The organism is Solibacillus daqui (genome assembly GCF_028747805.1).
Classification (GTDB): Bacteria; Bacillota; Bacilli; order Bacillales_A; family Planococcaceae; genus Solibacillus; species Solibacillus daqui.
Window position 1 is genome coordinate 49,096 of record NZ_CP114887.1, and the last position, 21,575, is coordinate 70,670.

At 37.6% G+C, this 21,575-nt stretch carries 25 protein-coding genes, 1 rRNA gene and 2 riboswitches; of the genes, 25 read left to right on the forward strand and 1 reads right to left on the reverse strand.

Annotated elements, in window-relative coordinates; genetic code table 11:
* Positions 1 to 64 precede the first annotated feature (64 nt).
* From rrf to thiW, 16 genes are all read left to right on the forward strand, one after another.
* Positions 65 to 180: ribosomal RNA gene (rrf, locus tag O7776_RS00205) — 5S ribosomal RNA — on the forward strand.
* 404 nt (positions 181 to 584) lie between these two features.
* Entirely contained in the window at positions 585 to 2,006 is a 1,422-nt protein-coding gene (locus O7776_RS00210; protein ID WP_274308699.1) for an aminotransferase class I/II-fold pyridoxal phosphate-dependent enzyme, read from the forward strand.
* A gap of 20 nt (positions 2,007 to 2,026) precedes the next feature.
* Positions 2,027 to 2,653 (forward strand): dTMP kinase, encoded by a 627-nt coding sequence (gene tmk / locus O7776_RS00215; RefSeq protein ID WP_274308700.1) that lies wholly within the window; start codon positions 2,027 to 2,029, stop codon positions 2,651 to 2,653.
* Positions 2,654 to 2,722: 69 nt separating this feature from the next.
* A complete protein-coding gene (locus O7776_RS00220) occupies positions 2,723 to 3,052 on the forward strand; it encodes a cyclic di-AMP receptor DarA (protein WP_108711162.1) in 330 nt (109 codons plus the stop codon).
* 20 nt (positions 3,053 to 3,072) lie between these two features.
* The gene (locus tag O7776_RS00225; protein ID WP_241371057.1) at positions 3,073 to 3,510 is read left to right on the forward strand and encodes a YaaR family protein; all 438 of its coding nucleotides are present in this window, start codon (positions 3,073 to 3,075) and stop codon (positions 3,508 to 3,510) included.
* Between the two features lie 120 nt (positions 3,511 to 3,630).
* Entirely contained in the window at positions 3,631 to 4,635 is a 1,005-nt protein-coding gene (gene holB / locus O7776_RS00230; RefSeq protein WP_274308701.1) for a DNA polymerase III subunit delta', read from the forward strand.
* Entirely contained in the window at positions 4,628 to 5,443 is an 816-nt protein-coding gene (locus tag O7776_RS00235; protein ID WP_274308702.1) for a PSP1 domain-containing protein, read from the forward strand. The genes holB and O7776_RS00235 overlap by 8 nt, the downstream gene beginning before the upstream one ends.
* Positions 5,444 to 5,467: 24 nt before the next feature.
* A complete protein-coding gene (gene yabA / locus O7776_RS00240; protein WP_274308703.1) occupies positions 5,468 to 5,827 on the forward strand; it encodes a DNA replication initiation control protein YabA in 360 nt (119 codons plus the stop codon).
* Positions 5,828 to 6,032: 205 nt separating this feature from the next.
* Positions 6,033 to 6,782, forward strand: coding sequence for a tRNA1(Val) (adenine(37)-N6)-methyltransferase (locus O7776_RS00245; protein WP_274308704.1), 750 nt, complete (start codon positions 6,033 to 6,035; stop codon positions 6,780 to 6,782).
* A complete protein-coding gene (locus O7776_RS00250) occupies positions 6,766 to 7,044 on the forward strand; it encodes a GIY-YIG nuclease family protein (RefSeq protein ID WP_274308705.1) in 279 nt (92 codons plus the stop codon). The genes O7776_RS00245 and O7776_RS00250 overlap by 17 nt, the downstream gene beginning before the upstream one ends.
* Entirely contained in the window at positions 7,025 to 7,900 is an 876-nt protein-coding gene (rsmI, locus tag O7776_RS00255) for a 16S rRNA (cytidine(1402)-2'-O)-methyltransferase (RefSeq protein ID WP_274308706.1), read from the forward strand. Before O7776_RS00250 ends, rsmI begins: the two co-directional genes overlap by 20 nt.
* 107 nt (positions 7,901 to 8,007) lie before the next feature.
* A riboswitch (TPP riboswitch) is annotated at positions 8,008 to 8,095 on the forward strand.
* A 107-nt stretch (positions 8,096 to 8,202) separates the two neighbouring features.
* A riboswitch (TPP riboswitch) is annotated at positions 8,203 to 8,290 on the forward strand.
* 95 nt (positions 8,291 to 8,385) lie between these two features.
* The gene (gene tenA, locus O7776_RS00260) at positions 8,386 to 9,072 is read left to right on the forward strand and encodes a thiaminase II (RefSeq protein WP_274308707.1); all 687 of its coding nucleotides are present in this window, start codon (positions 8,386 to 8,388) and stop codon (positions 9,070 to 9,072) included.
* A 24-nt stretch (positions 9,073 to 9,096) separates the two neighbouring features.
* Entirely contained in the window at positions 9,097 to 9,834 is a 738-nt protein-coding gene (locus O7776_RS00265; protein ID WP_274308708.1) for an ABC transporter ATP-binding protein, read from the forward strand.
* Positions 9,821 to 10,591: an ABC transporter permease gene (locus O7776_RS00270; RefSeq protein WP_274308709.1), complete on the forward strand. Its 771-nt coding sequence runs from the start codon at positions 9,821 to 9,823 to the stop codon at positions 10,589 to 10,591. The genes O7776_RS00265 and O7776_RS00270 overlap by 14 nt, the downstream gene beginning before the upstream one ends.
* A gap of 14 nt (positions 10,592 to 10,605) precedes the next feature.
* Positions 10,606 to 11,610 (forward strand): ABC transporter substrate-binding protein, encoded by a 1,005-nt coding sequence (locus tag O7776_RS00275; RefSeq protein ID WP_274308710.1) that lies wholly within the window; start codon positions 10,606 to 10,608, stop codon positions 11,608 to 11,610.
* A 21-nt stretch (positions 11,611 to 11,631) separates the two neighbouring features.
* Complete coding sequence (gene thiW / locus O7776_RS00280; protein WP_274308711.1) at positions 11,632 to 12,138, forward strand: energy coupling factor transporter S component ThiW; 507 nt, start codon at positions 11,632 to 11,634, stop codon at positions 12,136 to 12,138.
* Between the two features lie 119 nt (positions 12,139 to 12,257).
* On the opposite strand, the gene O7776_RS00285 is transcribed toward thiW, so the two are convergent.
* A complete protein-coding gene (locus O7776_RS00285; protein WP_420802140.1) occupies positions 12,258 to 12,536 on the reverse strand; it encodes a transition state genes transcriptional regulator AbrB in 279 nt (92 codons plus the stop codon).
* 329 nt (positions 12,537 to 12,865) lie between these two features.
* On the opposite strand from O7776_RS00285, the gene metG reads away from it, so the two are divergent.
* The 9 genes from metG to purR all read left to right on the forward strand — a co-directional run bounded on the left by metG (position 12,866) and on the right by purR (position 21,575).
* Positions 12,866 to 14,839, forward strand: a complete 1,974-nt coding sequence (metG, locus tag O7776_RS00290) for a methionine--tRNA ligase (protein ID WP_420802141.1) — start codon at positions 12,866 to 12,868, stop codon at positions 14,837 to 14,839.
* A 249-nt stretch (positions 14,840 to 15,088) separates the two neighbouring features.
* The gene (locus O7776_RS00295; protein WP_274308713.1) at positions 15,089 to 15,865 is read left to right on the forward strand and encodes a TatD family hydrolase; all 777 of its coding nucleotides are present in this window, start codon (positions 15,089 to 15,091) and stop codon (positions 15,863 to 15,865) included.
* A 242-nt stretch (positions 15,866 to 16,107) separates the two neighbouring features.
* Positions 16,108 to 17,307: a G5 and 3D domain-containing protein gene (locus tag O7776_RS00300; protein WP_274308714.1), complete on the forward strand. Its 1,200-nt coding sequence runs from the start codon at positions 16,108 to 16,110 to the stop codon at positions 17,305 to 17,307.
* A gap of 171 nt (positions 17,308 to 17,478) precedes the next feature.
* Positions 17,479 to 18,042 carry a ribonuclease M5 gene (gene rnmV / locus O7776_RS00305; protein ID WP_274308715.1) on the forward strand — a complete coding sequence of 188 codons (564 nt, stop codon included), beginning with the start codon at positions 17,479 to 17,481 and terminating at the stop codon, positions 18,040 to 18,042.
* Positions 18,035 to 18,922 carry a 16S rRNA (adenine(1518)-N(6)/adenine(1519)-N(6))-dimethyltransferase RsmA gene (gene rsmA, locus O7776_RS00310; RefSeq protein ID WP_274308716.1) on the forward strand — a complete coding sequence of 296 codons (888 nt, stop codon included), beginning with the start codon at positions 18,035 to 18,037 and terminating at the stop codon, positions 18,920 to 18,922. Before rnmV ends, rsmA begins: the two co-directional genes overlap by 8 nt.
* A 140-nt stretch (positions 18,923 to 19,062) precedes the next feature.
* Positions 19,063 to 19,320 carry a biofilm formation stimulator Veg gene (gene veg, locus O7776_RS00315; protein WP_241371042.1) on the forward strand — a complete coding sequence of 86 codons (258 nt, stop codon included), beginning with the start codon at positions 19,063 to 19,065 and terminating at the stop codon, positions 19,318 to 19,320.
* A 107-nt stretch (positions 19,321 to 19,427) separates the two neighbouring features.
* Positions 19,428 to 19,619, forward strand: a complete 192-nt coding sequence (locus O7776_RS00320; protein ID WP_241371041.1) for a small, acid-soluble spore protein, alpha/beta type — start codon at positions 19,428 to 19,430, stop codon at positions 19,617 to 19,619.
* 192 nt (positions 19,620 to 19,811) lie between these two features.
* Positions 19,812 to 20,678, forward strand: a complete 867-nt coding sequence (gene ispE / locus O7776_RS00325) for a 4-(cytidine 5'-diphospho)-2-C-methyl-D-erythritol kinase (RefSeq protein ID WP_274308718.1) — start codon at positions 19,812 to 19,814, stop codon at positions 20,676 to 20,678.
* A 69-nt stretch (positions 20,679 to 20,747) separates the two neighbouring features.
* Complete coding sequence (gene purR / locus O7776_RS00330) at positions 20,748 to 21,575, forward strand: pur operon repressor (protein ID WP_274308719.1); 828 nt, start codon at positions 20,748 to 20,750, stop codon at positions 21,573 to 21,575.

Here is a 21,575-nt window from a genome sequence, read left to right on the forward strand (position 1 = left end):
ATGTTTACGAAAATCAATGAAACGTTTATCCAGTTTTGAAAGAATAATCTTTCAAATTAATATGTGAAGTGATGATGGCAAAGAGGTCACACCTGTTCCCATACCGAACACAGAAGTTAAGCTCTTTAGCGTCGATGGTAGTTGGGGGTTTCCCCCTGTGAGAGTAGAACGTCGCTTCGCACGAATAAAAACCACTGAGTAATCAGTGGTTTTTTTGTTTTGTTAATCTTCGCTAAAACGCCATTAACTAAAAACAGTTTTACTTTTGTGAATTATGAAATGAAATATACCTTAACTCTAAAGTTAGTAAGCATCATGATCTTATTACTACATTTTCAAGTGCAGTAGATGATCCAACGGTAAACGATGAAAATAGTGTCGTAAATGATATCATATTGAAGTATGTATAATAAATCAGAAGTTTTTTAGTAGATAGGGAAACAAAATTGGCATAATAGGAAACATCAAAACGAGTTATTTAGGAGTAATTTGAGCTTTTCTAATAATTATTTCGACGTTTCACCGTAGTCGGATGTCTTGAGCCACCTTATAATAGAAGTACAATCACAAATGAGGTGAACAAAATGAAAAACGATCGACCAATCGTCCAAGCATTGAAAAAATTTATAGCAAATGAACCACTATCACTTCATGTGCCAGGTCATAAAAATGGTTTGCTTTCACAATTACCAAATGAAATAAAACGCGCGTTAACATATGATGTAACAGAACTAACAGGACTTGACGATTTTCATCATCCAGAAGAGGCGATCTTACAGGCAGAACAACTACTTGCACAAACGTATGGTGCCAATCGTAGTTTCTTTTTGGTGAATGGTTCAACGGTAGGAAATTTGGCGATGATTTATGCTACGTGTAGACAAGGTGATACGGTGCTTGTTCAACGTAATGCGCATAAATCCATTTTCCATGCGCTGCAGCTTGTAGGTGTGAAGCCTATATATATCGCACCAAAATGGGATGAAACAAGTGGAACGGCAGGTTGTATTGAACTAGAAACGTTAGCAAATGCAATTGAACGTTATCCATATGCTAAGGCAGTGATTTTTACATATCCAACGTATTATGGTTTGACTGCTCACGATTTCAAACAGCAAATTGAAATCTGCCATGCAGCTAAAATCCCAGTGTTAGTTGATGAAGCGCACGGTGCACACTTAACGGTTACAGAAAAACTGCCAACTTCGGCACTAGATTTAGGAGCGGATGTTGTTGTGCAGTCCGCGCATAAAACATTACCTGCTATGACGATGGCCTCTTTTTTACACGTGAAATCACAGTTTGTGAGTGAAGAAAAGATCAATCACTATTTACGTATGCTACAATCAAGTAGTCCGTCGTATTTACTACTAGCGTCATTAGATGATGCACGAAGCTATGTGGCGAATTATACGGAAAGTGATTTTGCCTATTTGATGGATAAGCGTAAGCAATTTATCGAATCATTAACGGCATCAACGCAACTACAAGTAATCGAAGTAGACGATGCGTTGAAACTATTAGTACGTGCACCAGGATATACAGGTTTTGAATTGAAAGATGCACTCGAAAAGATGAATGTCTATGTAGAGTTGGCAGATACAATGCAAGTACTCCTTATTTTACCGTTATTAAAGCATGGGGATAGTTATCCATTTGCTGATTTACGTATTCGTATGAAAGAAGCGTTTATTCAATTGAAGGATCAACCATATAAAGAGCAAGTAGAGCAACGTGCGAATTATGAAATGGCGGCCATTACTAGCCCAGGTTACACATTTGAGGAAATTGAACAGGCCCAAAAAGAATGGATACCCTATATGCGTGCGATTGGACGTACTGCAGCATCGACGATTATCCCGTACCCACCAGGTATTCCACTATTTGTACCAGGTGAGAAAATTACCGTTGCAAAATTAAGTCAGTTAGAAGAATTATTAGCCATAGGCGCAACATTTCAAGGTGAGCATCGATTACTAGAGAAATTGATATATGTCATAAAATAAGTGCTAGGAGAATACTATATATGCAAAGAAGTTTATTTATTACATTTGAAGGCGGCGAGGGAGCTGGTAAAACAAGTGTATTACAGGCGATTGGTGAACGATTAAACAACCGCACAGATATTTTATTTACACGTGAACCAGGTGGTATTGAAATCGCCGAAAAAATTCGTTCGATTATTTTAGATCCAGCACATACAGCAATGCATGAACGTACAGAGGCGTTACTTTATGCAGCAGCGCGTTCGCAGCACTTTTATCAGAAGGTAATTCCAGCGTTAGAAAGTGGTCAACATGTATTATGTGACCGTTTTATAGATTCGTCATTAGCGTATCAAGGCTATGCGCGAGGAATTGGTGTTGATGATGTATTGGCGATTAATGAATTTGCAATTGGCAAGCGTATGCCAGATGTGACGATTTTCTTTGATATCAAACCGGAAAAAGGTTTGGCACGTATTCAAGCGACACGTGCCGATGAAATTAACCGATTAGATGCAGAGGGATTAGCATTCCACCATAAAGTATATGAAGGATATGAATATGTCATGGAGCGTTATCCGGAGCGTTTTAAAGTTGTCAATGCCGATCAGGCACTAGAGCAAGTAATTGAGGATGTGTGGATGATTTTAAATCCAATATTAGGGTAAAAGTAAATGAAGTGTAGCTTTTATTTATGATATAATAAAGGCACCAATTCAATGAAGGGGTGAGTGCGGATGAAATTAGTAGTAGCTGTGGTGCAAGATCAAGATAGTAATCGTTTATCAAATGCATTAACAAAAAACAACTATCGTGCGACGAAATTAGCGAGTACAGGTGGTTTTTTACGATCTGGAAATACGACATTTTTAATTGGTACGGATGATTCTCTTATCCCAAGATTATTAGATATTATTCGTGAAAACTGTCGATCACGTGAGCAAATGGTTGCTCCTGTGTCGCCAATGGGAGGAAACGCCGATTCCTATATTCCGTACCCTGTGGAAGTTGAAGTTGGAGGAGCAATTGTCTTTGTTTTACCAATCGAACAATTCCACCATTTCTAGTTTGTGGAGGCGAGCGGTAAATGAAAATTAATCAAGATCTTCGTATGAATTTAAACTCGAATCAAAACGTACGTCAAAATAACCAAGCAAATAATCGCTTCGGTGAAATGGTCGTGAAACAAGGTTCGAAAATGCAAACGGAGCAACTAACGAGACTAATAGGTGATATTTCAGCGGCTGGTGATCGTGTCGCCCGCTCGCGCAATTTACGCGAATTAGCGCGCTTTAAAATGCTTGTGAAACGCTTTTTACAAGAGGCAGTTGATTATGGTCTAGAAATGAAGCAATCGCATACATGGAATCGTTTCGGTGAAGGACGTCGCTTAAAAATTGTCGAAACAATTGATGAGCATTTAGTCGAACTAGCTGAAGATATTTTAAATGAAGAAAAAGAGTCTATTGAGTTATTAGCCAAAATTGGCGAAATTAAAGGACTTTTAATTAATCTTTATATGTAAAATGCGCCCGTGTCTTTGTTGTGCACTAGACACGGGCTTTTTTATAACAGATAGTATAGATTTGAATTGTACATAACACTTTTCAAATAAACTTTAGCAACAAACGAAAAGGTGAAGGAAATGACACGAAAAATAGAACAGCTAACGAAGCTACAGCCTGTTGTAATGAAGCAGCTACAAACGATTGTCGAAAAAAATCGGTTAGCGCATGCATACATTTTTGAAGGCGAAAAGGGCACGGGTAAACGCGATGTTGTCTCGTTTTTTATGAAACTTCTCCTTTGTGGAAATTTGTCAAAAAATGTTCCATGTGAAACATGTCGAAATTGTCGAAGAATCGATTCAGGCAATCATCCAAACATTAAGCAAATTGAGCCGGATGGACAATTTATTAAAATTGACCAAGTGCGCGATTTAATTGCTGAGATGAAGATGACTGGTGTCGAAGAAGGTAAGAAAATTTATGTGTTACATCATGCCGATAAATTAAATGTTGCCTCAGCGAATATGCTTTTAAAGTTTTTAGAAGAGCCAGATGGACAAGTTGTTGCAATTCTATTAACCGAGCAAATTCAAGCGATTATCCCGACAATTCGTTCGCGTTGTCAGCATATAAAATTTGCTAAGGCACCGAGAGAAGCATTGATTGAAAGCCTAGAAAATCTAGGTGTTACAGCTTCGATGGCAGCGACATTAAGCATGGTAACTAATGATATAGATATTGCATTTGAGCTCTCAAAAGATGAGCAATTTTTACTTGCACGAAAAACAGTGTTAAAATTAGTAGAGATCGTTCATCAAAATGTTCATGAAGCATTATTATTTGTACATGACGAATGGTTGCCTCTATTTAAAGAAAAGGAGGCAATGGAACAGGCACTCGATTTGTTATTGTTTGCATATCGTGATATGGTAGCGATTAAAGCAAATCGAAATTCGACGTGCACATATCCTGATATGTATCAACGCTTTAATGACATCACATTGACATTAACGTATGATAAACTATCACGCCAAATGCAGTCTGTATTACAAGCGCGTGCGAATTTAAATCGTAATATGAATCGTACGTTATTGGTGGAACAGCTAATGCTGAATCTTCAGGAGGGGTACACATTTGTATAATGTAGTCGGAGTTCGCTTTAAAAAAGCGGGTAAAATATATTATTTTGATCCAGCAGCTTATATTTTAGAGGTTGGAGAATATGTCATCGTAGAAACTGCACGCGGTATTGAATATGGAAAAGTAGTCGTGCCAATGCGTCAAGTCGGAGAAAATGACGTTGTTTTACCATTAAAGCAAGTTGTTCGTCCTGCCGATGAGCGCGATCGTTTCCAAGTAGAAGAAAACGCAATTGAGTCCAATCGGGCGTTTGAATTAGCGAGTACTAAAATTATTGAGCACTCGTTGGAAATGAAGCTTGTTGACGTAGAATATACATTTGATCGTAATAAAATTATTTTTTACTTTACAGCAGAAGGACGTGTCGATTTTCGGGAGCTTGTAAAAGATTTAGCGAGTGTTTTCCGTACACGTATCGAACTGCGTCAAATTGGTGTCCGAGATGAAGCGAAGTTACTAGGTGGAATTGGCCCATGTGGAAGGATGCTTTGCTGTTCGACATTTCTAGGTGATTTCGATCCAGTGTCGATTAAAATGGCAAAAGATCAAAACCTATCACTGAATCCAACGAAAATTTCAGGCTTATGCGGTCGTTTAATGTGCTGCTTAAAATATGAAAATGATGATTATGAAATTGCCAAAGAAGGAATGCCAGATGTTGGTGAAATGACAATGACTCCAGAAGGTGAAGGAAAAGTTGTCGGCTTAAATGTATTAGAACGATTAATTCAAGTATATTTAACGAAGCACGAGCGTATGGTTGAATATACCCTTGATGAGTTATTGCAAGGTGAGAAAAATCTTATTTAGATAGAAATTAATGGGGTGGCTTGCGTGAAGGACCGTAATTTTTTAGATACTGTTATGGAGTTCGAACAACAGCTTGAATCAATGCAGCAACAGTTTAACGCGTTAAAGCAATTTGTTGCGCATATGATGGAGGAGCATCAGACGCTTCAAACAGAAAACCTTCACCTACGAACGCGTTTAGAGGAGCTATTAGCCAAAGAAGTAAGTGTAGATCCACAAAAAGCGGAACTAAAAAAGGAACCTGTGGATATTGGAGAAGGCTATGACAATTTAGCAAGGCTTTATAATGAAGGCTTCCATGTATGTCATGTGCATTTTGGTGGCTCACGTAAAGGTGAAGATTGTTTGTTCTGTCTATCGTTTTTAAATAAACAAAATGGTTAACGAAGGAGGTGTCCGAGAAATATTTCTGGGACACCTCTTTTGCGCCGAAGATGGAGGTCAGCACGATGCTGGTTATGAATGCTTTGTCACAGGGCGTGACAAAGCATTCGTTCCTCTTTATTCTGACCACCGCCTTAAGTAGTTAATTGATACATGAGGGATAGCTCTCTTGTTAATAGGAAATCAATTCATGGAGGATATAAAAGTGGAACAATGGTTAAAAGATGATGAACGCTTAGATTATTTACTTGCGGAAAACTTGCGAATTATTCAAAGCCCATCTGTTTTTTCTTTTTCATTAGATGCCGTGTTATTATCGCGTTTCGTGCAAATTCCAAAGAGTAAAGGGCATATTGTCGATCTTTGCTCAGGAAACGGGGTTATTCCGTTATTCTTAAGTGCAAGAACAAAGGCAAAAATTACTGGGGTTGAATTGCAACCACGTTTACATGATATGGCAACACGTAGTATTGCCTACAATAAATTAGAGCACCAAATTGAAATGAAGTTAGGCGATGTTAAGGATGTACCAAAAACGTTAGGAATTGAAAAATACGACGCAGTTACATGTAACCCACCGTACTTCTTAGCGCATGAACTAAGCGAAAAAAATACGAGTGAACATTATGCGATTGCGCGACATGAAATACATTTAACGTTAGAACAAGCGGTAGAAGCATCAAGTCGCTTATTAAAGCAAGGTGGTAAGGTTGCGTTTGTGCATCGTCCAGGCCGTTTATTAGATATTGTAACGGCAATGCGTGCAAATCGATTAGAGCCAAAGCGTATACAATTTGTGTATCCGAAGCGTGGTAAGGAAGCGAATACACTGTTGATTGAAGCAATTAAAGACGGTAAGCCGGATTTAAAAATTTTACCTCCGCTTTATGTATATGAAGACAATAACGAATACACGCCAGAAGTGAGGGCGTTATTATATGGCGACGAAAACTGAGCATTATTTTTATGTGTTGGAGTGTAGTGATGCCTCGCTGTATGCGGGTTATACGAATAATTTGGACAAGCGAATAACAGCGCATAATACTGGCAAGGGTGCAAAGTATACACGCGCACGTGGTCCAGTAAAATGTGTGTATTATGAAACATTCGATACAAAACAGCAAGCAATGTCGGCAGAATATGCCTTTAAACAATTAACACGAGCAAAAAAGTTTGAATATATGAGGAGGGCGAATGATGAAATCGCAGAAGAGTAGTCAGCATGAACAGGGGAGTTGCTTATATTTAGTTGCAACGCCGATTGGCAATTTAGAAGATATGACAATGCGTGCGCTGCGCATTTTAAAAGAAGTGGATATTATTGCAGCAGAAGATACGCGTAATACGAGAAAACTTTGTAACTATTTTGATATTCAAACACCTTTAATTAGTTATCATGAGCACAACTTAGAAGTAGGTGGCGAAAAATTATTAGCATTTTTACGTGAAGGAAAATCAGTAGCACTTGTTAGTGATGCTGGGTTACCGTGTATTTCAGACCCAGGCGCGGATATTGCAGCAAAAGCCATCGCAGAAGACTTTGCTGTTGTGCCAATTCCTGGGGCAAATGCTGCTTTGACAGCACTTATTGCATCAGGCATTACACCGCAGCCATTTTATTTCTTCGGCTTTTTGAATCGCAACAAAAAAGGGCGTCGTGAGCAGCTTGAAAAATTAAGTAAACGAGAAGAAACGCTTTTATTTTATGAAGCACCTCATCGCTTAAAGGATACATTAAAGGATTTACAACTAGTTCTTGGCAATCGACAAATTACATTAGCACGTGAATTAACAAAGAAATTTGAAGAGTTTTTACGGGGTTCAATGGAGGAAGCGATTACTTGGGCTAATGACAATGAAATTCGTGGTGAGTTTTGTGTAGTAGTTGAAGGCAATACATCAGGCGAAGTGGAAGAAGAAGAAAACTATTGGACTGATATGACGTTAGATGAACATGTAAACTATATAATAGAAGAAACTCAAATATCGTCGAAAGAAGCGATAAAGGAAGTAGCAAAATTGCGTGGACTTTCGAAAAGAGATGTGTATAATGAGTATCATCAAGGGCATTAAGAAAAGGTCCGTGGTGGATTATAAGTTGGACAAAAATGTATTGTTCACTTGAAATCACTTGCGTAAATTGTAAGTCATGTTATGATATAGAAGAAAATAAATATTACTAAAAGCACTAGGGGCGCCACTGGCTGAGAAGAACCCTTTGAACCGGATCTAGTTAGGACTAGCGTAGGGAAGTGAGGCATGTTGATAGGACACATGTACATTCCCCCGCTCTCTAAAAAGAGTGGGGTTTTTATTTTTAGTGGGTAAGAAGATTATAAGTTATCCATGGATTTCATAAAGAATTGAATAAGTAGATAAACTGCTAGGGGCGCCATTGGCTGAGAAGAACCCTTTGAACCGGATCTAGTTAGGACTAGCGTAGGGAAGTAGTTTCGAGTGTATGTGTGTACAACTTATGCGACGAAACCATTTCCTATTTTAGGAAGTGGTTTTTATTTTTTTTAAATTACTTGTTATAAAAAAAGGAGGAAACAACAATGAATGTGAAAACAGAAAAATTTACTGATCGACTTTTTAGAAATGTGCAACCTATTTGGGACGCAAATCATAGCCATCCATTTGTGCAAGAACTAGGGAAGGGAACACTTGATAAGGATAAATTTATCCAATACATGAAGCAGGATTATGTGTATTTAATCGATTATGCCAAACTATTTGCCATTGCCTCTGTCAAATCAACGGATCTCGATATGATGGGGAAGTTTGCTGCGATATTAAATGATACACTCCATTTTGAAATGAATTTACATCGTCAATTTGCTGCGGAATTTGGAATTACATCAGAAGAGTTGGAGGCAACCAAACCAACGCCTGCGAATTTAGCATATACGAATTATATGTTAAATGCTGCGCAAAGTGGTAGCCTGGCGGAAGTAGTGGCCTGCCTATTACCCTGTGCGTGGGATTATTGGGAAATTGGAAAGCTGCTAAGAGCACAGTTTGGTCATGATTTAGCAAATAATCCTTATGCCAAGTGGATAGAAACATACGATTCAGAGGAATTTGGCAACGGTGCAAAATGGTTAATTGGTGTAATGAATGAATTAGCAGATGGGAAGCCCGAGCGAGAGCTAGCCCAGTTAGAAAAACATTTCCAAATGACGTCAAAGTATGAATATTTATTCTGGGATATGAACTATTACAATCAGGATTGGCCGATTTAGTTTATTTAAGAAGGTGTTGAAAAAATGGTAGTTAGCTTGCAAAATGTGACCTATGCTTTTGAGAAACATTCCCCTCCTGTAATCTTAAAATTGAATATGGAAATTAAGCAGGGGGAATTCGTATCAATAATTGGCAGAAGCGGTACAGGAAAAAGCACGATTTTTAAACTGATGACGGGACTACTTACACCCGATGAGGGGAGTATTGTTATTGATGATCGTCAAGTAGCCCCTGGTGATGTGGGTTTTATGCCACAAAAGGATTTGCTGCTGCCATGGCGTACAATTTTGGAAAATGTCATGATCGCAGCAGAGATTCAAAAGAACGTATTGCTAACAAAAGAGGAAGCAATTGTCTGGATTGAGCGAGTTGGTTTAAAGGATTATGTACAAGCTTATCCGAAGGAACTATCAGGTGGAATGAGACAGCGCGCAGCTTTTTTAAGAGCACTCTTAACAGGTAAAGATGTGTTATTACTTGATGAACCATTTGGGGCATTGGATGCTTTTACGAAAAAAGAAATGCAGAGTTGGTTATTGTCGATGTGGCAACAATTAAAGAAAACAGTGCTCTTTATTACCCATGATTTAGAGGAAGCGATTTTACTAAGTGATCGCATTTTAATCTTGCATCAAGATAAAAGCGTAGAGGAAATCATCGTGGATTTGCCAAGACCACGTGCCAATGAAATGAGCTATTCAGAAGCTGGTATAGCTCTAAGAAGAAAGCTAGAAAGGAAGATTTCTAGTGAAACAGATTAGAAGTTGGTTTCAACAATACGCTTTATTCCTACTGTTTTTTATAATCGTTCTTGTTGTACTTGAAGTGCTCGTAAGGCAAGGCATTGTGCCGAGCTTTATTATACCAGCACCAACAGGAGTTCTGCAGATGATTATCGATAATTGGCGAGTCCTCATTTTCGTGCATTTAAAGGCAACCACAATCGAGTTTTTCATCGGCTTTTTGATAACCGTCCTATTGGGGGTGTCTCTTGCTATCGGGATGTTTTGCTTTAAACCTATAGAAAAAGTAATGTATCCGGCTGTCATCATTTCGCAAATGATTCCAATCATTGCACTATCTCCTATTTTTGTACTTTGGTTTGGTTATTCTATTTGGAGTAAGGTGGCAGTAACGGTGCTTATCTCATTTTTCCCTGTTGTGGTGAGCACCTATGATGGTTTAAGAGCATGCGATAAAGATTATATCGAACTATTTCGTTCGATGGGTGCTTCCCGCAAGCAAATCTTTCTAAAGCTACATATTCCAATGGCATTACCTTCATTCTTCTCAGGTTTTAAAATGGCTATTGTATTTGCATTAGTAGGGGCAACCATTGGGGAATGGCTAGGTGCAAGTGAAGGGTTAGGTTATTATAGCCGAAGAATGTCTGGGAATTTGAATGCGGAAGGTGTATTCGCTGCAATTACGATATTAACTTTTTTAGGAATCCTACTGTTTGCGTTCGCCACATGGATTGAGAGAATCGTTCTTAGAAAATGGAAATATGAAAATTAGAGGAGAAACAGAAAATGAAAAATTGGAAAATTCCTGTTGTATTTCTATTGCTGGTCATCATGTTGGTCGGCTGTAGTAATGATAAAAGTTCACAAGAAAACGGGCAATCAGAATTAGAGAAAATATCGATTATGCTTGATTGGTATCCGAACGCGGTACACTCTGCGTTTTATGTTGCAAAGGAAAAAGGTTATTTTGAGGAGCAAGGATTAGATGTCGAAATCCAAATGCCTGCAGACACAAATGACCCGTTAAAGCTTGCTGCAACTGGGAAGGTCGATTTGGCAATTAGCTATCAAAGCCAAGTCGTACAATCAAGAGCTGAGGGAATACCGGTTGTATCGGTAGCTGCTTATGTTCGCCATTCACTTGATTCCATTATGATGAAAAAAGAAGCAGGGGTTAATTCACCAAAGGATTTAGAAGGTAAAAGCGTGGGTTATCCATCTACCGTGATAACTGAAGCAGTTATAAAAACGATGGTAGAACATGATGGTGGAGATTTTAGCAAAGTGAAAATGACAGATGTAGGTTGGGATTTAATTCCTGCAGTTGCAACAGATAAAGTAGATGCAATCGGTGGTGGCTATGTAAACCATGAACTGGTGTTACTCAATAAAGAAGGCTACGAGATGGAAGCTTTACGATTAGATGATTATGGTGTACCAGATAATTACGAGCTTGTTATCGTAGCGGGTGAAAAAACATTTAATAAGAAAAAGGCTTCAATTGAAAAGTTTTGGCAGGCTGTTACAAAAGGGCAACAGTTTGTAAAGGAAAATCCAGAAGCAGGATTACAAATTCTATTGGCAAATGAAAATGCAGACTCTTCATTAGATGCTGAAGTTGAAAAAGAAAGCTTAAAAATACTTCTACCATTAATGGAGGACAAAGGAGTGCCGTTTGGCTACCAAGAGGAAGAGAGTTGGCAAAACGTAGCGAATTGGCTATACGAAGCCGGTGTAATTGATACAAAGGTTGAACCGCAACAGTTTGTGCAAAATATCGTTTCAAAATAACAACAGATAGGGAACAATAAAATGAATCAAACAAGAAAGTTAACGTACACAGCGATTCTTGCAGCTATTACCACTGCATCGAGTAGTGTTGTCTACATTCCATTAGGTTTTGCAAAAATTTTTCCTATTCAGCATTTTGTCAATATACTAGCAGCTGTAATGCTTGGTCCATGGTATGCGGTAATGAGTGCTTTTCTTACTTCAACAATGCGTAATCTTCTAGGCACAGGTTCTATCTTTGCTTATCCAGGTAGTATGATCGGTGCATTTCTTGCAGCCTTTCTTTATCAGAAAACAAAGAAGCTAAGCTTTGCAGCTATCGGTGAAGTGATTGGCACGGGAATTCTTGGAGCATTGGCAACTTACCCCATAGCAATCTTGCTATTAGGTCAGGAGGCAACTTTATTAGGCTTTATTCCAGCCTTTACAATGAGTTCTTTAGCGGGTGCCCTGTTAGGATTTGTTATGTTAAAGGTAATGGTACAAAACAAATCATTTAGCGGTATGCTGCAGATGAAAATAAAATAGCAAAAAAAGGGCAATCAAAAGTCTAACGTAGATTTTTGATTGCCCTTTATTTCAATCAAGAGTGCATATTGTGAGACTCTTGATTATTTTATTTTAAAGCACCTAAAAAAGTGGTAAACTTATTTTTTTAAGTTTGCTTGGATTTCTCTAACTAATGTTTCTGCACCTTCAGAAGATAAAATTAATTTACCGCCTACTAAGCGCATGTTGTCATCCGAAACTTCACCAGTTACTGCACAAGTCATGTTAGGCATATATTTTTTTAAGATAATCTTATCGTCATCTACATAAATTTCTAATGCGTCTTTTTCTGCAATTCCTAATGTACGGCGTAATTCGATTGGAATTACTACACGTCCTAATTCGTCTACTTTACGTACGATACCTGTTGATTTCATAATGATATTTCCTCCTATATTATAAAAGTTATTTATATTCGTCAAAATTCGACATTATTTCTTTGTCTATTTAGAATCATACCAACTAATGCCATAAACGTCAATAAATTAGCATTAGTATTTCCTTTGATTTAGAAAATTATTTGTTATATTTGTACTTTATGGTGATAATATTAAAGATTTTTATCATAGAAAAAAGTTATTAGTCAAAAAGTTTCAGATTATTCCCAAAGTTTTGTAACGTTTTTTCGACAAATGCTAATTACAACAAACTTTCATTGAAACAAATTTCGTACTTCGTTAGAATAAAGAAGATACTTAGCAAGCAAATGGAGGCTACATTCGTGAGTGAACAACAAACATTCTATATAACTACCCCAATTTATTATCCAAGTGGGAAATTCCACATTGGTACTGCGTATACAACTGTTGCGACAGATGCGATCGCTCGTTATAAACGTTTAAAAGGATTTGACGTGCGCTTCTTAACTGGAATGGATGAACACGGTCAAAAAATTCAAGAAAAAGCACAGGAAACAGGTATGCATCCCCAAGATTACGTAAATGAAATCGCAGAGGGTGCAAAAAAATTATGGGCTACTATGGATATATCCTATAATGATTTTATTCAAACTACCCAAAAGCGCCATATTGATGCTGTAGAGAAAATTTTTCAAAAGTTTTTAGATAATGGCGACATTTATAAAGGCGAATATGAAGGCCTTTACTGTGTTCCATGTGAGTCATACTATACTGAGACGCAATTAGTTGATGGAAAGTGCCCAGATTGTGGTCGTGAAGTGCGAAAAGTAAAAGAAGAGTCCTACTTCTTTAATATGAAGAAATACGCCGATCGATTACTAGAATATTATGAAAATAATTTAGAATTTATTGAACCAGAATCTCGCAAAAATGAAATGATCAATAATTTTATTAAACCAGGCTTGGAAGATTTATCAGTTTCTCGTACATCATTCGATTGGGGCATTAAAGTTCCTGGGGATGCCAAACATGTTATATACGTATGGGTAGATGCATTATCAAACTATATTACAGCTTTAGGCTATGGTTCAGATAACGAAGAGCTATTCAACAAATACTGGCCAGCAGATGTACATGTTGTTGGTAAAGACATTGTACGCTTCCATACAATTTACTGGCCAATTTTCTTAATGGCATTAGATTTACCATTACCGAAGAAAATTTTCGCACACGGTTTTATTATGATGAAAGACGGTAAAATGTCGAAATCAAAGGGGAATGTTGTATACCCAGAAATGCTAATCGAGCGTTACGGCTTAGATGCAACACGTTACTTCCTATTACGTGAATTACCATTTGGCCAAGACGGCGTGTTCTCACCAGAATCATTTGTAGATCGTACGAATTTTGACTTAGCAAATGATTTAGGGAATCTTTTAAACCGTACTGTTTCAATGATGAACAAGTATTTTGATGGTGTCATTCCTACTGATAACTTAGAAACAACGGAGTTTGATACAGCATTAAAAGCCCATGCAGAAAACGTACGCGTTAAATATGAAGAAAGTATGGAAAAAATGCAATTTAGTGTTGTATTATCAGAGCTCTGGTCATTAGTATCACGTACAAATAAATATATCGACGAAACAGCACCATGGGTATTAGCAAAAGAAGAGGCAGACAAGCCAAAATTAGCAGCGGTTATGAACAACTTAGCAGAGAGCTTACGTCATATTGCGGTCATGATTCAACCTTTCATGACAAACGCGCCAAAACAAATTTTTGAGCAATTAGGTTTCGATGAAAAATTATTAGCATGGGACACAATTGAAACATTCGGTAATATTATTCCACAAAATATAAAAGTGGCAGAAAAAGGAACACCAATTTTCCCACGCTTAGATGTAGAAGTAGAGGTTGAATATATTCGTGAGCAAATGAAGGGCTCAGTAAAATCTGTTGAAGAAGAAACGCCTACAGTTGAAGCACCACAAACAGAAGAAATTACGATTGATGATTTCATGAAAGTAGATTTACGTGTGGCGACTGTATTAGCTTGCGAACCAGTAGCAAAAGCCAAAAAATTATTAAAGTTACAAGTAGACCTTGGCTATGAACAACGCCAAGTTGTTTCAGGTATCGCAGAGCACTACAAGCCAGAAGAATTAATCGGCAAAAAAGTCGTTGTTGTAGCGAACTTAAAGCCAGTAACATTACGTGGCGAGCTTTCTCAAGGAATGATTTTAGCAGGATCACATGATGGTGTATTAACATTAGCAACAGTCGATCCAAAACTTGCGAATGGTGCACAAGTAAAATAATTTGGAAAGTCTGTTGAACAGCGATAAAGTTCAACAGACTTTTGTTATTGTTTAAATATTAATCAAAAACGATATTTTACAATAATATATACATGGTTATAAAAGGGTATTCAGTATGCGAATAGAACTAAAATCATATTTTCCATCTATTCAAGTGACAGAACAATAGAAATTTGTAATACACACGTAATAATTCTGAAAACTAAGAAATATTAGTAATGAGTACAATACACGATAGGAGAATTAAATATGAGCACATATATTGATACACACGTTCACTTAAATGCAGATCAGTATGATGAAGATTTACAGGAAGTTATTGATAGAGCACTTGCAGCTAATTTAGAAAAAATGATTGTTATTGGCTTTGATAAAAAAACGATTGAACGTGCGATACAGCTAATAGATACCTATGATTTTATTTATGCTGTTATTGGTTGGCATCCGGTTGATGCAATTGATTGTACAGATGAGTATTTAGTTTGGATTGAAGAATTGGCAAAGCATCCCAAAGTAGTTGGTATTGGTGAAACTGGACTAGATTATTATTGGGACAAGTCACCCAAAGATGTGCAACAGTATTGGTTCCGCAAACAAATTCACTTAGCACAAAAATTAAATTTACCCATTATTATCCACAACCGTGACGCAACAGCGGATGTAGTACGTATTCTAAAAGAAGAAAGTGCGGCTTCGGTTGGTGGAATTATGCATTGTTTCGGTGGAAGCGTCGAAACAGCACGTGAATGCATAAAGATGAATTTCATGATTAGCCTTGGAGGACCAGTCACGTTTAAAAATGCACGTCAGCCAAAAGAGGTAGCTACAGAAATTCCGTTAGAACATTTATTAATTGAGACGGATGCACCATATTTAGCGCCACATCCATATAGAGGGAAGCGTAATGAGCCAGCCTATGTCACATTAGTGGCTGAGGAAATTGCTCGATTAAAAGAAATTGCGGTAGAAGAAGTGGCGCAAAAAACGACAGAAAATGCAAAGCGCTTTTTTAAAATTGAACAGTAAGCTTCGTTAAAAATCACTATAATTTATCATTTTATTTAAAGAAATTTTCCAAATAATTTTATTGCAAAGTATATTTTTTGAGCGTTATTTTAGCTGGACATGTTTAAAAAATTTATACGCTTCCAATACTAGTTGTAACAAGATTTTGAGCAAAAAATGCATTTTTAAAGAAAATCATTTCTGTTGACAGTTTGAAATCAAGTCCGTATAATCCAACTTTGTATTAAGGAGGCGTTATTTTCATGTCAAAGCAAACCATGAAAAGCCAGTTCTTAGGATCATTGAGGAGTAAGCAAACAGGTGTAAGGATTTTATCGCTCGTCCTGTTTGTTACAGTAATTGCATTCGTTCTCTATCACGGAACGAAAAATCCCGTTATGCTAGAAGCAAACGGTGAGACAACAAAAGTTTATACACACGCAACTACGGTTGAAGAGTTTATAGAAACTCAAGATTTAGATATATCACAGTATGATAAAGTCACCCCCTCACTGAGTACCGAGATTGACAGTGGAATGTCGATTCATTGGGAACAGGCAAAAGAAATAGTAATTTCAGTTGATGGAAATCAGTCAAAAGTTTGGACAACTGAAAATGTAGTGAAGAACATTTTGGAAGAAGCAAATATAGAAGTAACAAAGCATGATTTAGTATCACAAAGCTTAGATACAGAAGTAGGAGCAGATAACAAAATCGATATTCAAAAGGCGTTTCAGTTAACGCTTGTCGATGGCTTAGAAAAGAGACAAGTATGGTCCACTTCGACTACGGTCGCTAACTTTTTAAAACAACAAGAGATTCAATTAGCTGAATCTGATCGTGTCGACAAAAATTTGGAGGATGTTATCACTCCAAATGATAAAATCGCAGTTGTTCGCGTAGAAAAGGTTACCGATGTAGTGGAAGAATCAGTAGATTTCGCAGTTGAAAAGAAAAATGATTCTTCTTTATTGAAGGGCAATGAAAAAGTTGTTACAGAGGGTAAAAAAGGTAAGGTTGAACGTACGTACAACATCGTAAAAGAAAACGGTAAAGTTGTGTCGAAAGAAATTGGTGCAGAAAATGTCGTAGAGAAACCGACGACTAAAGTGGTCGCAGTTGGTACGAAAGTTGTTACAGCAAGCGTATCTCGTTCAGCAGAGCCGGCAACAGGTAAGGAATTTTATGTAGAGGCTACAGCGTATACACCATATTGTACAGGTTGCTCAGGTATTTCAGCAGCTGGTGTTAACTTACGCGAAAATTCCGATTTAAAATTAGTCGCAGTTGACCCAAGTGTTATTCCATTAGGGTCAAAAGTATGGGTTGAGGGCTACGGCTATGCTGTTGCAGGAGACACAGGCGGTGCAATTAAAGGGAAAAAAATTGATATATTAGTACAAACAAAAGCCCAAGCAAATAGCTGGGGCCGTAAAAAAGTACGTATTAAAGTTTTAAATTAGTTTTAGGTTGTTATTAAGTTAGCTAACAACCACTTCCAAAATGTATATAGCTTTCTCGCTTTGTTGACTGATAGCGAGAAAGCTTTTTTCGTGCACAATCACGTACACAAGTAACCAAGCGTAATCTATGGTAAAATAACGAAAGACTATGTTAGAAAAGAGGAGCATTTCTTGGATATACAAGAGATTATCGTTGTTGAAGGAAAAGACGATACAACGGCAGTTAAGCGCGCAACTGGTGCAGATACAATCGAAACGAATGGTTCAGCGATATCTGATGAAACACTTCGTCGGATTGCTCATGCACAAAAAAAGCGTGGTGTAATTGTATTTACCGATCCAGATTATCCCGGTCGTCGTATCCGGGCTATTATTGAAGAGCGCGTACCTGGAGTAAAGCATGCATTTTTAGCCAAAGCTAAAACAATCGCAAAAAACGGGAAAGGTTTAGGGATTGAACATGCGTGCGACGCGGATATTCGTGAAGCATTAATCAATGTATATACATTAGCCGATTCAAAGATAGAAGAACAAATTACATTAGAAGATTTAATGACAGCTAAATTAATCGGTCATCCGCAATCAAAAATGCGACGCGACCGATTAGGTGAAATTTTAAATATAGGTATGACAAATGGCAAGCAGCTGCACAAAAGATTAATGATGTTTCAAATTACAACCTTGCAGTTTGCACAAGCGATTCAAGCATTAGATCAGGAGGACACGCATGTATAAAGACATCGCCACACCGATTCGTACGAAAGAGATTTTAGAAAAGTACGGATTTTCATTTAAAAAGAGTTTAGGCCAAAACTTCCTAATTGACCCAAATATTTTACGCAATATCGTAAGTCATGCACATTTAACAGAAATCAGTGGGGCAATTGAAGTTGGCCCTGGTATTGGTGCATTAACAGAGCATTTAGCACGTGAAGCAAAGAAGGTTGTGTCATTTGAAATTGACCAACGCCTTTTACCAGTATTAGAAGACACATTAAGCCCGTATGAAAACGTAACAATTGTGCATTCAGATATATTAAAAGCGGATGTTGTAAAGGTTATAGAAGAGGAAATGCCAGGTATCGATGATATTATGGTTGTTGCAAACTTGCCTTACTATGTGACAACACCGATTTTAATGAAATTATTAAATGACCGCCTGCCAATTCGTGGTTTTGTTGTAATGATGCAAAAGGAAGTAGCGGATCGTATTACCGCGCAGCCGGGAACGAAAGCGTATGGTTCCCTTTCGATTGCGATTCAATATTATTGCACAGCAGAAGTGGCGATGGTAGTACCAAAAACCGTGTTTATGCCACAACCAAATGTTGACTCAGCGGTAATTCGCTTAATTAAACACGATACACCACCAGTACAAGTCATTGATGAAGACTTCTTATTTGAAGTATCACGTGCTTCTTTTGCACAACGTCGTAAAACGATTTTAAACAATTTACAAACAGGTCTTGTAAATGGTAAGCAAAACAAAGAATTCATTATCAAAGCACTAGAAGAGGCAGGCATTGATCCAACTCGTCGTGGTGAAACACTGTCTATTCAGGAATTCGGCAAATTGGCAGACTGCTTACACCCACAATTTTGTGTTCGACAATAATGTGAAAAACGAACTAAAAAAAGTTAAAAAAATTAAATAAAAAATGTTGACGGCTATGTATCGTGGTGATAAAATAATATATTTTGTTGACGATTTTATTGGTTTGTGATACACTATTTTACAGTGAGGTGTATGCGAAAATGCCAAAAACGTTAGCAGACATTAAAAAGTCGTTAGATGGTCATTTGGGTAAACGTTTGCAATTAAAAGCAAATGGTGGTCGCAAGAAAACAGTTGAATGCGAAGGTATTTTAAGTGATACTTACCATGCCGTTTTCGTTATTGAACTGCAAGAAAAGGATAATGCGTGTAAGCGCGTATCTTACAGCTATACAGATATACTTACCGAAGCAGTAGAGATTACTTTTTTAGATGATGCAGTAGCAGCCATCAAATAGTTTTTCTAGTACTTATTTTTATATTTTGAAAAAGCGCTCCTTTTTGTGAGTGTTTTTTTATTTTTCGCACATACTAAATGCGTCAACGAAAAAAGGAGGTTTTTTGCATGGCAAAACAAAAAATCATGTCGAGTCGTCTAAAGGAAGAGATTGCAAAGGAACTTGGATTTTATGACGTAGTAGAACGTGAGGGTTGGGGCGGTATTAAAGCCCGTGATGCAGGAAACATGGTCAAGCGTGCGGTTGAAATGGCTCAACAAAACTTAGCCAATCAATCTGCACAAAATAACCAAAAATAAGTTGACGCGAATCAGCACCTCCGTAAACAAAATCTACGGGGTGCTGATTTTGTTTTTTGAAACACAAAATTAATTTTTAGTCATAATAAATTACCTTTCGCTCAATGTTCGTGCGTTTCGTATGTTAAAATAAAAACTAATAAAATTGATCGCGTAACAAATGCGTGCCTTACAAGTAGGAGGAAATTTTCAATGTTATATGTAAAAGCACCTGCTAAAATAAATTTAACACTCGATGTACTATATAAGCGCCCAGATCATTACCATGAAGTCGAAATGATTATGACAACGGTTGATTTAGCAGACCGCATTGGACTGGAATCGCGAGCGGATGGACTAATTAAAATTGTTTCAACAGATAATTTTGTACCCGACGATCAGCGCAACTTTGCATATCAAGCGGCAGAGTTGTTAAAAAATACATACGGCATCACGGAAGGCGTAACGATTACAATTGAAAAGCAAATTCCGATTGCTGCAGGTTTAGCTGGTGGAAGTAGTGACGCGGCGGCCACCTTGCGTGGATTAAATGAGCTATGGGAACTAAATTTAACACTCGATGAATTAGCAGAGCATGGGGCAAAAATTGGTTCGGATGTTTCGTTCTGTGTTTATGGCGGGACAGCATTAGCGACAGGTCGTGGTGAAAAAATCAAGGAACTTCCGGCACCACCAACAAGCTGGGTTGTATTAGCGAAGCCAAAAATTGGTGTTTCAACGGCCGATGTCTACGGCGGTTTAAAAATTGATGGCCTTGAACATCCCAATACAAAACAGATGATTACAGCCATTGAAAATAATGATTATGATTTAATGTGTAAGTCATTAGGCAATGTTTTGGAAACGGTAACTTTTAAGTTGCATCCTGAAGTTGTCATGATTAAAGAGCAAATGCACCGCTTTGGCGCGGATGCTGTACTGATGAGCGGCAGTGGTCCAACGGTGTTTGGCTTAGTAGAAAATGAAGCACGTGTTAGTCGTATTTATAATGGCTTGCGTGGTTTTTGTGAAGAAGTATACGTAGTTCGAATGTTAGGGGAGCGAAATCCACTTGCATAAATACGTATAATTATGGTAATTTGACTATTAAATATTCGTAAATATAAAACATGTTTAGGAGAGGGTCGCATGAAATGGAAGCGTAGTGAACGCCTTGTAGATATGACATATTATCTGCTTGAGCATCCACATCAGTTGATCCCGCTAACTTATTTTTCTGAGCTTTACAGTTCTGCAAAGTCTTCAATTAGTGAAGATTTAACAATTGTGAAGGAAACATTTGAAGAAAAAGGAATCGGGCTTTTAATTACCGTACCTGGGGCAGCGGGCGGTGTTAAATATATCCCTAAAATGGCTGAGCAAGAAGTGCGTGAAGTTATTGGGGAATTTATGACAGAGTTAGGGCAATCAGATCGCTTATTACCTGGTGGCTATTTATTTATGACGGATCTTTTAGGAAATCCAGATTTAATGAATCGTGTAGGGAAGGTATTTGCGAGCGTGTTTGCTGATCAGAAAATTGACGTTATAATGACAGTTGCAACGAAAGGGATTTCAATTGCCCATGCGATTGCAAGACATTTAAACGTACCAGTTGTTGTTGTAAGACGTGACAGCAAAGTAACGGAAGGCTCAACAGTAAGTATTAATTATGTTTCTGGATCTTCTCGTCGTATTCAAACGATGGTGTTATCTAAACGTAGTATGAAGAGTGGTCAACGTGTTCTAATTACTGACGATTTTATGAAAGTCGGCGGTACAATGAACGGCATGAAAAATTTACTTGAAGAATTTGATTGTGAATTAGCAGGCATTGCGGTATTAGTAGAAGCCGAGCATGCCGATGAAACATTAGTAGATGATTATTATTCTTTAGTAAAATTACATGAAGTAAACGAGAAAGATCGTACTATTGCATTAAGTGAAGGTAATTTTTTCCAAAAGGAGAGAAGTTAA

What these genes read in the sequence shown, in the direction of transcription:
- O7776_RS00210 (WP_274308699.1), top strand. Translation starts at nt 585, where the DNA reads ATGAAAAACGATCGACCAATCGTCCAAGCATTGAAAAAATTTATAGCA.
- tmk (WP_274308700.1), top strand. Translation starts at nt 2,027, where the DNA reads ATGCAAAGAAGTTTATTTATTACATTTGAAGGCGGCGAGGGAGCTGGT.
- O7776_RS00220 (WP_108711162.1), top strand. Translation starts at nt 2,723, where the DNA reads ATGAAATTAGTAGTAGCTGTGGTGCAAGATCAAGATAGTAATCGTTTA.
- O7776_RS00225 (WP_241371057.1), top strand. Translation starts at nt 3,073, where the DNA reads ATGAAAATTAATCAAGATCTTCGTATGAATTTAAACTCGAATCAAAAC.
- holB (WP_274308701.1), top strand. Translation starts at nt 3,631, where the DNA reads ATGACACGAAAAATAGAACAGCTAACGAAGCTACAGCCTGTTGTAATG.
- O7776_RS00250 (WP_274308705.1), top strand. Translation starts at nt 6,766, where the DNA reads ATGGCGACGAAAACTGAGCATTATTTTTATGTGTTGGAGTGTAGTGAT.
- rsmI (WP_274308706.1), top strand. Translation starts at nt 7,025, where the DNA reads ATGAAATCGCAGAAGAGTAGTCAGCATGAACAGGGGAGTTGCTTATAT.
- tenA (WP_274308707.1), top strand. Translation starts at nt 8,386, where the DNA reads ATGAATGTGAAAACAGAAAAATTTACTGATCGACTTTTTAGAAATGTG.
- O7776_RS00265 (WP_274308708.1), top strand. Translation starts at nt 9,097, where the DNA reads ATGGTAGTTAGCTTGCAAAATGTGACCTATGCTTTTGAGAAACATTCC.
- O7776_RS00275 (WP_274308710.1), top strand. Translation starts at nt 10,606, where the DNA reads ATGAAAAATTGGAAAATTCCTGTTGTATTTCTATTGCTGGTCATCATG.
- thiW (WP_274308711.1), top strand. Translation starts at nt 11,632, where the DNA reads ATGAATCAAACAAGAAAGTTAACGTACACAGCGATTCTTGCAGCTATT.
- O7776_RS00285 (WP_420802140.1), bottom strand. Translation starts at nt 12,536, where the DNA reads ATGAAATCAACAGGTATCGTACGTAAAGTAGACGAATTAGGACGTGTA.
- metG (WP_420802141.1), top strand. Translation starts at nt 12,866, where the DNA reads ATGGAGGCTACATTCGTGAGTGAACAACAAACATTCTATATAACTACC.
- O7776_RS00295 (WP_274308713.1), top strand. Translation starts at nt 15,089, where the DNA reads ATGAGCACATATATTGATACACACGTTCACTTAAATGCAGATCAGTAT.
- O7776_RS00300 (WP_274308714.1), top strand. Translation starts at nt 16,108, where the DNA reads ATGTCAAAGCAAACCATGAAAAGCCAGTTCTTAGGATCATTGAGGAGT.
- rsmA (WP_274308716.1), top strand. Translation starts at nt 18,035, where the DNA reads ATGTATAAAGACATCGCCACACCGATTCGTACGAAAGAGATTTTAGAA.
- veg (WP_241371042.1), top strand. Translation starts at nt 19,063, where the DNA reads ATGCCAAAAACGTTAGCAGACATTAAAAAGTCGTTAGATGGTCATTTG.
- O7776_RS00320 (WP_241371041.1), top strand. Translation starts at nt 19,428, where the DNA reads ATGGCAAAACAAAAAATCATGTCGAGTCGTCTAAAGGAAGAGATTGCA.
- ispE (WP_274308718.1), top strand. Translation starts at nt 19,812, where the DNA reads ATGTTATATGTAAAAGCACCTGCTAAAATAAATTTAACACTCGATGTA.
- purR (WP_274308719.1), top strand. Translation starts at nt 20,748, where the DNA reads ATGAAATGGAAGCGTAGTGAACGCCTTGTAGATATGACATATTATCTG.